The following is a 13745-nucleotide window of genomic DNA, read 5'->3' as shown; positions in this document are numbered from 1 at the left end:
CGGTTGGGATCCTGCGCCGTCAGCTTTTGAAGTCGGCCAGGGTCTTGCCGGGCTCATCCACGAAAAGCTCCGGCAGCGCCTCCGCGCTCTGGATCAGGTCGACCCGAAAGACGCGAAAGTCGTCGCGCAACTCGCACCAGGATGTGATCGTCCAGATGCGGCCCCAATACTCCATATGCAGCGGTCGGATGGTGCGGGTGGTCACCCGTGCCTCTTTGGAGGTATAGACGATCCGAAGCTTTTGCCGCGCCCGGATCGCCGCACGTAACGTCGGCATGTGAGCGAACCCGCGTGCGGCATCAGCAAAGGGGTAGACCGCGAATTTCCACTGATCGGCGCTGGCGATGGTCTGGGTCGGCAGGACGGCGTCTACTTTTTCCGCAAGGCTCAAGGCTGCGGCTTTCAGATCTGGGTCAGCGGCCTCCCCCACGATGGCCATGCCCAGATTGAGCGCCTCCAGTTCCGCCACCGTCAGGTTCAGCGGCGGTAAGCTGATCGCCTCGGTGATCATGTAGCCAACGCCGCGCGCGCCTTCCACAGGCACTCCGGAGGCAACGAGCGTATCCATGTCGCGGTAGATCGTCCGGGTGGAGACCTCCAGACGCGTCGCAATGTCTTGCGCGCGGTGCAGCTTGCCGTCGCGCAGGATCTGGATGATGTCAAAGAGACGGTCAGTGCGGCGCATCATCTCCTGCCGTTGTCGTCAGGTGAACCGGCGCGTGGCGCATCACCACGGTTTCGGGATCAATCATCGCCATGAAGGGCCGCGCCGAAGGTTGTGACATGATCTGATCTGCAGCGGCAAGAGCGGCCTTCATCGACGTCCAGATGATGTGATCGGTCCAGAGGCCCGTGTCATCACAGCTGAGCGTGCGGGTCAGCATCGTGCCGGTACCTGACAGAAACGGCGTCATCTGCTCAGCCGCGGCGCGCACTGCGGCAGGGTCTGCGCCGTCCAGCAGCCGGAACGTGACGATTTCCGCCACAGGTTTTGTCGCTGCTCTACGGGCGGTGTGCGCCGCGGCAAAAGCGATGCAGGAGGGGGTGAGGGTGATAAAGCGCATGGGTCTGTCCTTTCAGTTGCGTGATGCGCTTGTGGCAGAGTACAACTGACATAAACCTGTCAGTTGAGTTTGGCGAGGGGCGATTTTTCGGGCCTTAACCACGAATTTGCCCGATCTGATTTGCATTGAGGCTCGCGCGGGGGCGTGCCGGGCCGTAATGCTACGGGCGACACGCCCGCATCTGCGGGCAGAGAGTTTATGGGAGACATACCATGTTGAACAATATTGGCCTGCCGGGGATCTTGCTGATCGCGGTCGTGGTGCTGGTGCTCTTTGGGCGCGGCAAGATTTCCAGCCTGATGGGTGAGGTCGGAAAGGGCATCACCTCTTTCAAGAAAGGCATCACCGAGGGCCAGGACGAGATCGCCAAGTCCGAAGAGGCCAAGGACGTCACACCCGAGGCCGAAAAAGACAAGGTCTGATCCATGTTTGATCTTGGCTGGACGGAGATGCTGGTCATCGGCGTCGTCGCACTCATTGTTGTGGGTCCCAAGGATCTGCCGGTGCTCTTCCGGCGGGTCGGGCAGTTCGTCGGCAAGGCCAAGGGCATGGCGCGCGAATTCAGCCGGGCCATGAACGATGCCGCCGACGATACCGGTATGCGGGACGTGGCCAAGGGGCTGAAAGCCGCAACCAATCCGATCAACTCGGCCATGGACGGGGTAAAGAGCGCGGCAGCGGATCTGGGCAAGTTCGATCCCGATAGCGAGACGGGCAAGCTCTCCGCCGAGCGGGCAGAGAAGACCAAGAAGATCCAGGCAGCCACGGCCCGCGCCGCAGCCGACCGCAAGATGAAAGAGGCCGAGGAGGCGCAGGCCAAAGCCGCCGAGCTTGAGGCCGCCCGCGATGCACCGCCCGAAGCCGCCGGACCCGAGGCCAAGACATGAGCTCCACTGATGACATCGACGACAGCGCCGCCCCGCTGATCGAGCATCTGGCCGAGTTGCGCACGCGGCTTATCCGGTCCGTCATCGCCTTTATCGTGGGAATCGTGTTGGCCTTTACCGTGGCCGAACCGATCCTGCAGTTCCTGCTGGGACCTATCGAAGAAACGCTGCGCGAGCTGGGCGATCCATCGCCCACGATGCAGTATACCTCACCGCAGGAATATCTCTTCACGCTGTTCCGCATCTCGATGGTGTTCGGCTTTGCGCTGGCCTTTCCCGTGATCGGGCTGCAGCTCTGGCGCTTTGTGGCGCCCGGCCTTTACAAGACCGAAAAGAACGCCTTTCTGCCGTTCCTGATCGCCTCGCCGGTGATGTTCTTTCTGGGGGCCTCTTTCGCGCATTTCGTGGTGACACCGCTGGCCATGGCGTTCTTTCTGGGCTTTGCGGATGTGCCCTCCATCGTGGCGGATCTGCTCAGCTCCTTTACGGCGGCAGAGCAGGCAGCGGCCCCTGCGGCGGCAGCGGCGGCAGGCGAGGGGATCCGCATCACCTTCTTCGGGAAGGTCAACGAATCGCTCGATATCACGCTGAAGTTCATCATGGCCTTCGGGCTTTGCTTTCAGCTGCCCGTTCTCCTGACCCTGATGGGTAAGGCCGGGCTGGTCAGCGCCGAGGGGCTGGGGAACGTCCGGAAATACGCGGTTGTCGCCATTCTGGTGCTGGCCGCGCTGGTGACCCCGCCGGATGTGATCACCCAAGGGATCCTCTTTACGGTGGTATACGGACTCTACGAAGTGTCGATTTTCCTCGTCGCCCGGGTGGAGAAGGCCCGCGAGGCAAAGCTCCGCGCCGGAGGTGCTTGGTTCGACGATGACGAAGACACACGCCATCCCGATGAGGACGCGCCCAAGTGAGCGCAGCGGCGATGGATCGGATTGCGGCGGCGCTCGAACGCCTGGCACCTGCGCCGCAACCCGCGCCTGACTTTTCTCAGGCCTCCGCCTTTCTCTGGCATGTGGAGCCTGACCGGCTGCAACCGGTGCCGCAGGTCTCGCGGGTGGATTTATCCCTGCTTCTGGGGGTTGACCGGGCACGCGACACCCTGCTGGCCAATACGGCGCAGTTTGCGCGGGGGTTGCCCGCGAACAACGCGCTGCTCTGGGGCGCGCGGGGAATGGGAAAGTCAAGCCTTGTCAAAGCGGTACACGCGCATCTTCATGTCTCCCATGACGCGCTGAGGCTGGTCGAGTTGCAACGGGAGGATCTGCCGTCCGTCGGGCGACTGCTCAACCTGTTGCGAACGGTGCCCTACCGCTTTGTGCTCTTTTGCGATGATCTGTCCTTTGGTCACGACGATGCCCACTACAAAAGCCTCAAGGCCGTGCTGGATGGCGGCATCGAAGGACGGCCCGAGAATGTGGTGCTGTACGCCACGTCGAACCGCCGCCACCTGATGCCCCGCGACATGATTGAGAACGAACGCAGCAGTGCGATCAACCCGTCCGAGGCGGTGGAGGAGAAAGTGTCCCTCTCGGACCGGTTCGGGTTGTGGCTGGGCTTTCATCCCTGCGATCAGGATCAGTATCTAAGCATGATCCGCGGCTACTGTACGGCTCACGGGGTTGATATCAGCGACGCTGATCTGCGGGCCGAGGCCATTGAGTGGCAGGCCACCCGCGGGTCGCGATCCGGTCGCGTGGCCTGGCAATACTTCATGGATCTGGCTGGCCGAAAGGGTGTGGCGCTGAGCGACCCTGCGTGACCGCTTTTGCCCTTTCATGTCGTTCGGACAAGCAGCCCGACCTTAAGGAAAGCGCAACGGACTACTGTAGATACGGCATGGGATCGACGCTGTCGAAGCCTTGTCTTACCTCGAAATGAACGTAAGCATCTGACCCGTCCCGCAACTTGGCAATGGGGTCGCCGCGGTTGACCTTTGTGCCTTTTTCCACCGTTACGTCCGTCACATTAGCGTAGACGGTCAGCAGTTCCGGATCATGACGAATGACAATGATCGGAACACCTTCGGCGCTCTTGGTGACGGCGGCAACGGTGCCGCTGTCCGCGGCTTTCACCTCGGTGCCGGGATCGGCCTTGATGTTGATGCCTTCATTCTTGCCCTTGGCGTATTCCCGGATGATGGCGCCGGTGACGGGAAAGACCATCCGCGCATCTGCAGTGGTTTCGGTCTGGGTGCCCACGTCGACCGGTGGCGCCGGTTCAACCACCGGTGTCGGCGCCTGCTCTGGCAACGGTTTGACCGCGCTCGGTGGGGTAGGGGTGGGCGAGCCCGCGCCAGGCGGCGTGACCTCCGCGCTCGCAGTGTTGGGCGGTGCCTGTTGGGCTACGGGGATGAGCAGGAACTGCCCTTCACGGATCGCAAAACCCGGGCCGAGCCCGTTCCATTCCGCGAGCGATGTGACCGGCACCTGATAAAGCCGCGCGATGGTGTAGGCTGTCTCGCCCCGCTCGACCTTGTGGCGCGTGGGTTCCTGTGCCGGGGCGGGCTGCGCTACGGTGGTCGCTGCCGGTGGCAGCGCGGTGGTCTGGACACCTTGAGCTTCGGGAACACGGTCAATAGCGTTGCCAGCAAGAGCACCGATATCGACGCCACCGCTGGCTGCGCCCGGCGTGGCAGCAGAGGCGACAGACACCCCATCGGGCAAGGCGATGACCTCACCTCGGCGCAGGGGCGCCGTTTCCTCGATGCCATTGAAGCGGGCCAGTTCCGTGCTGCTGATCCCCAGGCGAGTGGCGACGCTTTCGATCGTGTCGCCCCGTTCGGCCACGGCCACCTGATAGTTTGGATAGGAGATCACACCGCGGGCATCCGGGGCCGGGCGTTCCGCGGTTGCGGCCCCTGTGGCAGCCCCCGCAGTGCTAAACCCGCCGCCAATGCCCCGCAGGTCAAAATCAAGCGGGTCGCTGCAGGCCGTCAGCGTCAAAAGCGCTGTGATCGTCATAGCCGAAAGCCGCACCCGGCGGCGCGAGATCGTCAGGGTCATCTGCTTGTCCTCAATCGGGCCATTCAGGCCGCGCATCGGTTGATCCAATACTTTATCCGACCTTATACCAGCTTATGTGTCCTTTCCCAAGCCTTCGAGCAGGGGGACAAAGCGAACTTGCCTCAATTCCTCGTATTCAGTGCCCATTGCGTGCTTGCGCACGACGATCAGGTGCTGCACCGCGTCGGATTGGCCCACCGGCACGACCATGATGCCGCCTTCCTTGAGCTGATCCATCAGGGTGCCGGGCGGGTCTTCTGCGGCCGCTGTGACGATGATACGGTCGAAAGGCGCCTGATCGGCCAGGCCAAAGCTGCCGTCGCCGGTGATGGCAGTGATATTGGTCAGCCCCATCTGCTCAAAAAGCTCGCGCGCCTCGCGCACCAGACGGCTGTGCCGGTCGATGGTGTAGACGCGGCGCGCCAACCGGCTGAGGATGGCCGCCTGATACCCTGAGCCTGTGCCCACCTCCAGCACCTTGTCGCGCGGGCTGATGTGCAGGGCCTGCGTCATCAGCCCCACGACCGACGGCTGGCTGATGGTCTGGCCACAGGCGATGGGCAGAGGCATGTCCTCATAGGCGCGATCCGCAAAGATGCCCCGGATGAAAGGCCCGCGGTCAATCGCCTCCATCGCAGAAAGCACCCGGTTGTCAGTCACGCCCTTGGAACGCAGCGCGTAGAGAAACTGCATCTTGCGTTCCGCGGTCTCGCTCATGTGGCGATGCCGGTGAGCTGGCCCATCATGTCGTGGGCGGTCAGATCGGCCCGCATGGGTGTGACGGAGATGTACCCTGCGAGATTGTCCGCTGCGTCTGATCCGGGGGCCGTGGCCACCTGCTGATCGCCGCCCCGGATCCATAGGAAACGACGGCCCGAGGGAGACACATGCGGTTCGGTGGAGAACCCGGTGCCTGTCCGCAGGCCTTGGGTGGAGAGGCGAATGCCTTTGACATCGCCGCCCGCGACGGGCGGGAAATTCACGTTGTAAAAGAGCCGGTAGCCGTCCGTCTCGAGCGGGGTGCTGGCCAGAATGCGCCGGACCACATCGGCGCCGTGCTGTGCCGCAGCCTCGAAGGGATCATGCGCGCCTGCGTTGCCGGGGCCGTAGTATTGCGACAGGGCGATGGCGGGCAGACCTTGCAGCGCCGCCTCCATCGCGCCACCGATGGTGCCGGAATAGAGCGTGTTCTCCGCGGAGTTGTTACCGCGGTTGACGCCAGACAGCACCAGATCGGGCGGGTTGCCCTTCATCACATCGTGCAGCCCGGCCAGCACGCAATCGGCGGGCGAGCCCTCGGCAGCAAAGCGACGCGGGCCAAACTCACTGATCATCATCGGATGGGTGTAGCTGATGCAATGGCCGACGCCCGATTGCTCAAACGCAGGTGCGACGGTCCACACTTCACCGTTGTCTCCGGCAAGTGTGCGGGCGATGGCGTCGAGAACTTTGAGGCCGGGGGCATTGATGCCGTCGTCGTTGGTGATGAGAATGCGCATGGCTGTGCCCCTTTTCGCCTTGATAGGCGAGGGCTGCACAGGCGGCAAGCGCGCGGAGATGTTTTAGGGCGCGGTGGTCTCTAGCTTGGCCACTATTGCCGCTGCTTCCGCCTTGGGGGGGCTGAGGACGTCGCGGTCCTCGCCGGGATGGAACCGCGCACGCGTGGCGGTGGGCATGGGCGCCGGTGTCAGGATATGAACACGCGGCCCGGTCCGTTCGGTTTCCGCCTGCCAGCTTTGGGCGAGCGCGATCTGCGCGGCTTTGGTGGCCCCGTAGCTGCCGTAGAACTTCTGACCCTTGTTGGGCTCGTCAAAGAAGATTGCCTGGCTCTCTGGTCTCAACAGCGGAGCCACGTAGGCGATCAACGTCGCGGTGGCGGTCGTGTTGCAGGCCAAGGATTTTGCAAAATCCTTGGCGTCAACGTGGTCAACGGGCGCCAGCGGTGCCGCGTGAACAGCCGGATGGGCCCAGAGATCCAGATACCCCCAACGGTCATAGATCCCCCGACACAGCGTCGCCATCGCGTCCGCGTTCGTGACATCCATGGGAGCGAGCGTCGCACTGCCGCCCGCGGCCTGAATACGGTCGTCCAGTTCCTCCAGCGCGCCGGTCGTGCGCGCGACGGCGATGATGTGATGGGTCGGGGCGAGCGCCTCGGCGAGGGCCGCGCCCAGACCACGTGACGCACCTGTGATGAGAGCTGTTTTTGTCATGTCGCTGTGATGGGCGTGAACACGTGGCGCGTCAAGCGTGAGTTGGTCACTGAGACGGTCCAAGATCCGGGAAAGCGGACAGTATTCTTTCGACGACCTGTTTCGCTTCGGCTGCGTCCAGTTCGATCCCAAACCCGATGGAATGAACGCCGTAGTCCAGCTGTATCTGTCCTGTTTTGCGGCTGTACCAGTTGGGTAGCCTGTTGCCAAAAGGGTTGGTATCGAGGCTTTCGGATCGCAGGTTCTTGACGTTTTGCAAGGCGCATTCGACCTGACGTTTCCAGATCGGTGTGTGGCGCGAGACGGTGAGTTTCGATGGCGAAACTACAATGCGTTCGTATCCGACGACCAACCAAAGAAATGATGTGATCACGAACACGCCCGCCACTGTCCACGCACCTAACCATACCAGAATAAAGAGGCCGCCGTCGCCTCGAATGCCCCCCCAAAAGGCTACCCGCAGCGGACAGCCAACCCAAAGCCCACATGATCAACCAAAACCCGAGAAAGGCGGCCACAAACAGGCGGCGCTTTGCAGCAATCGTTACAATAAGTGTGTCGCCATCCTGCCGGGTACGGGCACAACCGGCTGTCGGATCGAGCATCTGGAGTTTACTCCGCCGCCTTCATCTCAAAGCCGCTCTCGATCTGGTCGGCGGGCTCAACCGGGTATTCACCCGAAAAACACGCGTCACAGTACTGCGGCTGATCCTGATTTCGGCCCTGGGCCTCGCCCACCGCGCGGTAGAGACCATCGAGCGAGATGAACTTGAGGCTGTCCACCTGCAGATGATCGCGCATTTCCTCTTCGGACATGGTGGCGGCGAGCAGCTTTTCGCGCTGCGGCGTGTCCACCCCATAGAAACAGGGCCAGGCAGTTGGGGGAGAGGCAATGCGGAAATGCACTTCCTTGGCACCCGCGTCGAGGATCATCTCCTTGATCTTGCGGGAGGTGGTGCCCCGCACGACGCTGTCATCCACCAGGATCACCCGTTTGCCCGCGATGAGCGCGCGGTTGACGTTGAGCTTGAGCCGGACGCCCATGTTGCGGATCTGCTCCGTGGGCTCGATGAAGGTGCGGCCCATGTACTGGTTGCGGATGATGCCCATCGCATAGGGAATGCCCGAGGCCAGCGAATAGCCGATGGCCGCGGGCGTGCCGCTGTCGGGCACCGGGCACACAAGATCGGCCTCCACCGGTGCTTCCTTGGCCAACTCGCGCCCGATCGCCTCGCGCGTCTCATAGACGGAACGACCGCCAAGGATACTGTCAGGGCGGCTGAAATATACATGTTCAAAGATGCAAAAACGGGATTTCTGTGGTCGGAAAGGAAACTGGCTGTCGATCCCATCCTTTGAGATGACGACCATCTCGCCCGGCGCGATCTCGCGGATGAATTCCGCCCCGATAATGTCGAGCGCGCAGGTCTCGGAGCTGAGCGCCCAGCCGTCCCCGACACGGCCCAGCACCAGCGGGCGCACGCCCAGCGGGTCACGCACCCCGATCAGTTTGGTGCGGGTCATTGCCACGACGGAAAACGCCCCCTCGACCCGGCGCAGCGCGTCCTCCATGCGTTCGGGGATCGTGCGCTGCAGCGAGCGTGCCATCAGGTGGATGATGCATTCGCTGTCAGACGAGGACTGAAAGATCGAGCCGCGCTCGATCAATTCGCGGCGGAGCGCGTTGGCATTGGTGATATTGCCGTTATGAGCAATCGCCGCGCCGCCCATGGCAAACTCGCCAAAGAACGGCTGCACGTCGCGGATCGCGGTCTGCCCCTTGGAGCCGGTGGTGGAGTAGCGCACATGCCCGATGGCCAGCGGGCCAGGCAGGGTCTCCATGATCTTCTGGGAGGTGAAGTTGTCGCGCACGTAGCCAAAGCGACGGGCGGACTGGAACCCCTGATCTGCATCATGACTGACGATGCCGCCCGCTTCCTGCCCTCGGTGCTGCAAGGCGTGCAGACCCAGTGCGACAAAATTCGAGGCATCCGCTACGCCGATGACACCGAAGACCCCGCATTCCTCTTTGAGCTTGTCATCATCACCCACGTCGCGCAGCGCGGAGGTGTCGAATGGATGGGCGGGGGGCAGTATCTGGGACAACGGGGCAGCTCCGAATCCGGCGTAGAACGTGCCCTTGGTGTAGGGGGTCAGGGGAGCGGTGTCACGAAACTATCATGTGCCGCTGCCTATTTGTCGCGCCTGTGCGGCGCGCAGTACACGCACCGCGCGAAACTGCCGCTGCTTTGGGCGATTAGCCGGGCGCTTCAGGCGCCGCAGGTCGCGACGAGTGCTTCGTATTGGCTGGTGATCCAGCCCAGTGCAGCCTCGGGCTCTGACGTCTGGATCCGTTCGGAGACCTGCGCGAAGACGACGGCAGAGCGGCTTTCGTCCACCACCGTGTAGTTGTCGCCCGTTATGACGGTCTCGTAGACAAAGAAGGCAATCGCCACGAGCAGAATGCCGCGCGCCACGCCAAAGACAAAGCCAAGGCCCTGATCCACCCCGCCAAGGGCAGAGCGCTGGACGGCGGAGGAGAGCAGCGGCACGAAGAGCGACACGACAATCAGCGCCACCGCAAATACCAGCGCAAAAGCGCCGATCAACGACAGCTCGCAGCTGTCCGCGATGAATTCCCCCACGACGGGGATCTCGCGGACCAGTGGTTCGACTTGCGGCGCAAAGAGAAACGCCAGCACAGCCGCCGCGATCCATCCGGCGATGGCCATGACTTCGCGCACGACGCCGCGGCCATAGGCCAAGAGCGCCGAGACGATGATGACGAGCGCCACAACGCCGTCAATGATGGTAAAGCCTTCCATAGCCCCTCGCGCTTTTGCCTGTCTTGACCCTGTTGGCTCCTTATCCGGCGCCGAACACGTCTCCCACGAATGTTGTCAGGTCGTCCACCCGCCGAACCGAGATGCCTGGCACCTCCGCGGGTTTGCCGCCTCCCGACGCAATGGCTGCGGTGAAACCAAGTTTTTGCGCCTCTTTCAACCTGTTTTCCGTTTGACTGGCGGCGCGGAGCGCGCCCGACAGGCTGATCTCGCCGAAAACCACGGTGTTGGCGGGCAGCGCGGCATCCTCCCGCGCGCTCAGAAGGGCGGCGGCGACGGCCAGATCGGCGGCGGGCTCGGACACTTTCATGCCACCCGCGACGTTGAGATACACATCGAGCCCGGCAAAGGGGATACCGCAGCGCGCCTCCAGCACCGCGAGGATCATGGCGAGCCGCCCGCCGTCCCATCCCACGACGGTGCGACGCGCCTGCGAATGCGGGGAGGGGGCGACGAGGGCCTGAAACTCCACCAGCACGGGCCGCGTGCCTTCAACACCGGCAAAGACGACCGACCCGGGCGAGGCTGTGCCGCGCTCGCTGAGAAACAGCGCCGAGGGGTTCACCACCTCCTCCAGCCCGCGGCCCGTCATCTCGAAGACGCCGATTTCATCCGCGGGACCGAAGCGGTTCTTGACCGCGCGCAGAATGCGGAACTGGTGCCCGCGCTCGCCTTCGAAATAGAGCACCGTATCAACCATATGCTCGACCACCCGAGGCCCCGCGATCTGGCCTTCCTTGGTGACGTGGCCAACGAGAATCACGCTGATCCCCTTGCGCTTGGCAAAACTCGTCAGCTCGTGGGCCGCCGCACGCACCTGACTGACGGAGCCGGGCGCGCTTTCCACGTTGTCGGCCCACATGGTCTGAATGGAATCGATCACCGCAAGCCCGGGGCGTTCGGCCTCCAGCGTGGTGAGGATGTCGCGCAGGTTGGTCTCTGCGGCGAGTTTCACAGGGGCATCGGCGAGGCCCAGCCGCTGGGCCCGCATGCGCACCTGGGCGGCCGCCTCTTCGCCCGAGACATAAACCGTCTTGAGCCCCGCCCGCGCGAACTGTGCTGCGGCCTGCAGCAAGAGCGTCGATTTCCCGATCCCCGGATCGCCCCCCACCAGAACCGCAGATGCGGGCACGAGCCCGCCACCCAGTACCCTGTCAAGCTCTGCGATGCCGGAGGTGGTGCGCGGAGGCGGCGCCTCTTCGGTGGCGAGATCCGTGAGCACGACCGCTGCACCGCGTTTCGCACCCAGTGATTTGGCCGGGCCTTTCGAGATACCTGCATCCTCCGTGATGGTGTTCCACGCGCCGCAGGCTTCGCAGCGCCCGGCCCATTTGGAGGTGACATTGCCGCAGGCGGTACAAGAGAAAGAGGGGGATTTTGCCATGACCTCTTGTGTCGCAGCGCCCTGCGATGCTCAAGCGCTTTCACGCGGGCGCACAGCGGCGAGGGCCACGACGCCGGTGGGCAAAAGCAAGAGCCACTGCGGTACTGACCACAGCGCGCCGCCCGCTATACCCACCGCCAGAAAGCAGAGCCCGAAGCCGATCCACAGTCTGGCAATGGCCGCTGCCCCGGGGGCCGCGCGCGCAAAGCTCCAACTCGAATAGAGCAGAAACAGGCTGACAAAGTGAAAGCACGCTTGCAACGCGCCCTGGATCTCGAACGGCAGATCGCTGCGCCAGAGGGGCAGGACGGTATCAAAGGTGCCAATCAGAATGTGCGCCGCCGCTGTCAGCCCCGCGAGCCCGGCAGCGATATACCCTAGAATGCCCCGTGTCATGATCAGACCGTGTTACTTGCGCTGAACACAGGAAAGCGAACCGACGACACTATGCAACCTCGCAGATTGCCGCAGACGTCACCCTGTGTGCCCTGCGTGCATCGACGAGTACTTTAACCGCCGGTGCAACTCGGCGCGGCCATTACCAGAATACCCGTACGGTTACTCTGCCGCGAGACGGAGCACGCCTTGCCTGTCCGCCTGTTCGGCCTGCCACCGGATGTCGAGGTCAGGCAGGATGTCCTGCAGATCGTCAATCATCCGGTTCAGCTGTGATTTCGCGACGGCCTCGTCCACCTCAAGCCGGTTGGCCCACTGGCGGATGTCTGCATGCAGCGCCTTGGCATGGTCGAGCCGCTCCTGAAAGGCGTCGACTTCCTGCTGACGCTGGCGCAGAAAATCATAGGCCCGGTCCACGCGCGCGTCCGCATAGGTCTGCGCCAATTCCTCGCTGATGCGGCTCATCTGTGCAGCGACTTCCATGATGTCGGGTTCCAGCGCGCTCAGATCGGGGTGGTTACGCAAGTGCAGTATCCGTTCCTTGACCGCGTCGAACTCCGAAGACATCTGAAAAACACCTGCACGGTCGGCGGCGTGAACACTCGCGTAAGCGCGCGCCACGTCCTCCATCCGCAAAGAGAAGTCCCGATGCGCAGTCTCCAGATCCAGCACGCGGCGATTGGTCGGCACAAAAAAGCACATGGCCAAAAGCAGCGCCGTCACACCGAGTTGAACGTAAACGCCACCCTGCACGATGGTCGTGTCACCAAAGATCAGCGGCATGTGCAACCAAGGCAGCAGGCCCCCGGCAGCAAGCACCGTAAAAGATGTCGCGCAGAGCGCGGCGAGGCTGAGCATCGCCAGACTGGCACTTTGAAACACCGTGCGCCCGACGACCAAAACAGGACGGATCTGTTCCATAACCGTAAAACTCCCAAAACATCACAACAACCGGCGGTTTCCCGCTTCACCCGGCGTCAACTTAAGGCAAAACTGCTAAAAATTCGACGATAAACAGAATCTTAGTGAAGATTGCGGGGTCTTGAAGATTGGTTGTTGACGTCGTGTAAACAGTCGCCGTAGCAGCAAGCGATTGTTATCCATGAGCCGGGTAATATCCGGCGATTGCTGATTTTTTCTTGTGCGACCGTCCGGGTCGTAACCTCCGGCGCAACGACTGATTCCACAACCTCCGATTGGCAAGAAATCTCTCACGGTGCGGGCCGAGGCCCCCGGATTCTTGACAGAGACCATCTGCCGTCGGCTGATGGCGGCATTTGTGACAGGAGATTTTACCATGTTCGAATATGAAGAGTATCTCGCGATCCACGAAGAAGTCGTATGGCTCGACAAATGGCAGGAACCTCAGACGGTCGCGCAACCTCAGCCGGAGACCGAACCTTTTGAGGAATTCGAAGAACCCTTCACCCCTCCGATCACCGAAGAACGTCTCGAAGAACTGGAAGAGGTGAACGAGGCCCTGAACGACTGGATGGAAGACGAATACGGCGAGGACATCGACGATTGGCCAACCGACCCGCAGTCGCTTGAGCAAGATCTCAAGAATGACTTGCGCGAAGGCGACGAAGCGGCCTGGGATGCGCTTTGGGCAATGGCCGAGCATCTATACGGCATCGAAGACATCGAGAACGATCCCTTCTGGTCAACGGTGGTGACAGAGGCCGTTGCAGAAGCGATCTTTGGTACCTCGGAAGGGCTGATCTACGATCCAGAACAGGGCAAGCTGATCTTTGATCCGAATTACACGCCGCCCGACGAGGATGGCAACGATAATGAGGAGGAAGAAGAGGAAGAGGACGAAGATCACTTCGCTGACGATGAGGACGAATTCGACTTCTACGACGATGATGACGATGACTATGACGACAATGATCCGAGCGGTACCGTCACCATTCACTTCGATGACGACGAGGATGAGTACTGACCCACCTG

The 13745-nt window shown here is 62.3% G+C and carries 17 protein-coding genes; 5 read left to right on the top strand and 12 right to left on the bottom strand.

Going from position 1 to position 13745, the window contains the following annotated elements; genetic code table 11:
• Positions 1 to 19: 19 nt before the first annotated feature.
• Together Q1A53_RS01855 and Q1A53_RS01850 are read right to left on the bottom strand one after the other, a co-directional pair.
• Entirely contained in the window at positions 20 to 685 is a 666-nt protein-coding gene (locus tag Q1A53_RS01855) for a YafY family protein (protein WP_299963048.1), read from the bottom strand.
• On the bottom strand, positions 672 to 1064 hold the full coding sequence (locus Q1A53_RS01850) for a hypothetical protein (RefSeq protein WP_299962362.1): 393 nt from the start codon (positions 1062 to 1064) through the stop codon (positions 672 to 674). Before Q1A53_RS01850 ends, Q1A53_RS01855 begins: the two co-directional genes overlap by 14 nt.
• 212 nt (positions 1065 to 1276) lie before the next feature.
• Between Q1A53_RS01850 and Q1A53_RS01845 the strand changes: the two genes are divergently transcribed.
• Genes Q1A53_RS01845 through Q1A53_RS01830 form a run of 4 tightly spaced genes read left to right on the top strand, consistent with a single transcriptional unit; the run spans position 1277 to position 3713 of the window.
• A complete protein-coding gene (locus tag Q1A53_RS01845; RefSeq protein ID WP_299962360.1) occupies positions 1277 to 1486 on the top strand; it encodes a twin-arginine translocase TatA/TatE family subunit in 210 nt (69 codons plus the stop codon).
• A 3-nt stretch (positions 1487 to 1489) separates the two neighbouring features.
• Positions 1490 to 1951, top strand: coding sequence for a Sec-independent protein translocase protein TatB (gene tatB / locus Q1A53_RS01840; RefSeq protein ID WP_299962358.1), 462 nt, complete (start codon positions 1490 to 1492; stop codon positions 1949 to 1951).
• A complete protein-coding gene (locus tag Q1A53_RS01835) occupies positions 1948 to 2865 on the top strand; it encodes a twin-arginine translocase subunit TatC (RefSeq protein ID WP_299962356.1) in 918 nt (305 codons plus the stop codon). The genes tatB and Q1A53_RS01835 overlap by 4 nt, the downstream gene beginning before the upstream one ends.
• Positions 2862 to 3713, top strand: coding sequence for an ATP-binding protein (locus Q1A53_RS01830; RefSeq protein ID WP_299962355.1), 852 nt, complete (start codon positions 2862 to 2864; stop codon positions 3711 to 3713). Before Q1A53_RS01835 ends, Q1A53_RS01830 begins: the two co-directional genes overlap by 4 nt.
• Before the next feature lie 61 nt (positions 3714 to 3774).
• On the opposite strand, the gene Q1A53_RS01825 is transcribed toward Q1A53_RS01830, so the two are convergent.
• The 10 genes from Q1A53_RS01825 to Q1A53_RS01780 all read right to left on the bottom strand — a co-directional run bounded on the left by Q1A53_RS01825 (position 3775) and on the right by Q1A53_RS01780 (position 12713).
• Entirely contained in the window at positions 3775 to 4956 is a 1182-nt protein-coding gene (locus Q1A53_RS01825) for a peptidoglycan DD-metalloendopeptidase family protein (protein ID WP_299962353.1), read from the bottom strand.
• Positions 4957 to 5028: 72 nt separating this feature from the next.
• Positions 5029 to 5673 (bottom strand): protein-L-isoaspartate(D-aspartate) O-methyltransferase, encoded by a 645-nt coding sequence (locus Q1A53_RS01820; protein WP_299962351.1) that lies wholly within the window; start codon positions 5671 to 5673, stop codon positions 5029 to 5031.
• On the bottom strand, positions 5670 to 6455 hold the full coding sequence (surE, locus tag Q1A53_RS01815) for a 5'/3'-nucleotidase SurE (protein ID WP_299962349.1): 786 nt from the start codon (positions 6453 to 6455) through the stop codon (positions 5670 to 5672). The genes Q1A53_RS01820 and surE overlap by 4 nt, the downstream gene beginning before the upstream one ends.
• 63 nt (positions 6456 to 6518) lie before the next feature.
• Positions 6519 to 7169 carry an SDR family NAD(P)-dependent oxidoreductase gene (locus Q1A53_RS01810; RefSeq protein WP_299962347.1) on the bottom strand — a complete coding sequence of 217 codons (651 nt, stop codon included), beginning with the start codon at positions 7167 to 7169 and terminating at the stop codon, positions 6519 to 6521.
• Positions 7170 to 7215: 46 nt separating this feature from the next.
• Entirely contained in the window at positions 7216 to 7557 is a 342-nt protein-coding gene (locus Q1A53_RS01805; protein ID WP_299962346.1) for a hypothetical protein, read from the bottom strand.
• Positions 7558 to 7781: 224 nt separating this feature from the next.
• Positions 7782 to 9263 (bottom strand): amidophosphoribosyltransferase, encoded by a 1482-nt coding sequence (gene purF / locus Q1A53_RS01800; protein WP_299963046.1) that lies wholly within the window; start codon positions 9261 to 9263, stop codon positions 7782 to 7784.
• Between the two features lie 176 nt (positions 9264 to 9439).
• The gene (locus tag Q1A53_RS01795; protein WP_299962344.1) at positions 9440 to 9994 is read right to left on the bottom strand and encodes a CvpA family protein; all 555 of its coding nucleotides are present in this window, start codon (positions 9992 to 9994) and stop codon (positions 9440 to 9442) included.
• A 40-nt stretch (positions 9995 to 10034) separates the two neighbouring features.
• Complete coding sequence (radA, locus tag Q1A53_RS01790; protein ID WP_299962342.1) at positions 10035 to 11396, bottom strand: DNA repair protein RadA; 1362 nt, start codon at positions 11394 to 11396, stop codon at positions 10035 to 10037.
• Between the two features lie 30 nt (positions 11397 to 11426).
• Entirely contained in the window at positions 11427 to 11792 is a 366-nt protein-coding gene (locus Q1A53_RS01785) for a hypothetical protein (RefSeq protein ID WP_299962341.1), read from the bottom strand.
• Positions 11793 to 11954: 162 nt separating this feature from the next.
• Entirely contained in the window at positions 11955 to 12713 is a 759-nt protein-coding gene (locus Q1A53_RS01780) for a DNA repair protein (RefSeq protein WP_299962339.1), read from the bottom strand.
• A 376-nt stretch (positions 12714 to 13089) separates the two neighbouring features.
• On the opposite strand from Q1A53_RS01780, the gene Q1A53_RS01775 reads away from it, so the two are divergent.
• A complete protein-coding gene (locus tag Q1A53_RS01775) occupies positions 13090 to 13737 on the top strand; it encodes a hypothetical protein (protein ID WP_299962337.1) in 648 nt (215 codons plus the stop codon).
• Positions 13738 to 13745: the final 8 nt, after the last annotated feature.

This window comes from uncultured Roseobacter sp. (assembly GCF_947496515.1).
Taxonomy (GTDB): domain Bacteria; phylum Pseudomonadota; class Alphaproteobacteria; order Rhodobacterales; family Rhodobacteraceae; genus Roseobacter.
The sequence above is the reverse complement of the archived record's forward strand: the minus strand, read 5'-3'. Positions and strand labels throughout refer to the sequence as shown.

Excerpts from the sequence above, each read along its gene's own strand:
- Q1A53_RS01780 (WP_299962339.1), bottom strand. The coding sequence starts at position 12,713 with ATGGAACAGATCCGTCCTGTTTTGGTCGTCGGGCGCACGGTGTTTCAA.
- Q1A53_RS01785 (WP_299962341.1), bottom strand. The coding sequence starts at position 11,792 with ATGACACGGGGCATTCTAGGGTATATCGCTGCCGGGCTCGCGGGGCTG.
- tatB (WP_299962358.1), top strand. The coding sequence starts at position 1,490 with ATGTTTGATCTTGGCTGGACGGAGATGCTGGTCATCGGCGTCGTCGCA.
- Q1A53_RS01825 (WP_299962353.1), bottom strand. The coding sequence starts at position 4,956 with ATGACCCTGACGATCTCGCGCCGCCGGGTGCGGCTTTCGGCTATGACG.
- Q1A53_RS01850 (WP_299962362.1), bottom strand. The coding sequence starts at position 1,064 with ATGCGCTTTATCACCCTCACCCCCTCCTGCATCGCTTTTGCCGCGGCG.
- surE (WP_299962349.1), bottom strand. The coding sequence starts at position 6,455 with ATGCGCATTCTCATCACCAACGACGACGGCATCAATGCCCCCGGCCTC.
- Q1A53_RS01835 (WP_299962356.1), top strand. The coding sequence starts at position 1,948 with ATGAGCTCCACTGATGACATCGACGACAGCGCCGCCCCGCTGATCGAG.
- Q1A53_RS01855 (WP_299963048.1), bottom strand. The coding sequence starts at position 685 with ATGCGCCGCACTGACCGTCTCTTTGACATCATCCAGATCCTGCGCGAC.
- radA (WP_299962342.1), bottom strand. The coding sequence starts at position 11,396 with ATGGCAAAATCCCCCTCTTTCTCTTGTACCGCCTGCGGCAATGTCACC.
- Q1A53_RS01810 (WP_299962347.1), bottom strand. The coding sequence starts at position 7,169 with ATGACAAAAACAGCTCTCATCACAGGTGCGTCACGTGGTCTGGGCGCG.
- Q1A53_RS01795 (WP_299962344.1), bottom strand. The coding sequence starts at position 9,994 with ATGGAAGGCTTTACCATCATTGACGGCGTTGTGGCGCTCGTCATCATC.
- Q1A53_RS01820 (WP_299962351.1), bottom strand. The coding sequence starts at position 5,673 with ATGAGCGAGACCGCGGAACGCAAGATGCAGTTTCTCTACGCGCTGCGT.
- Q1A53_RS01775 (WP_299962337.1), top strand. The coding sequence starts at position 13,090 with ATGTTCGAATATGAAGAGTATCTCGCGATCCACGAAGAAGTCGTATGG.
- Q1A53_RS01845 (WP_299962360.1), top strand. The coding sequence starts at position 1,277 with ATGTTGAACAATATTGGCCTGCCGGGGATCTTGCTGATCGCGGTCGTG.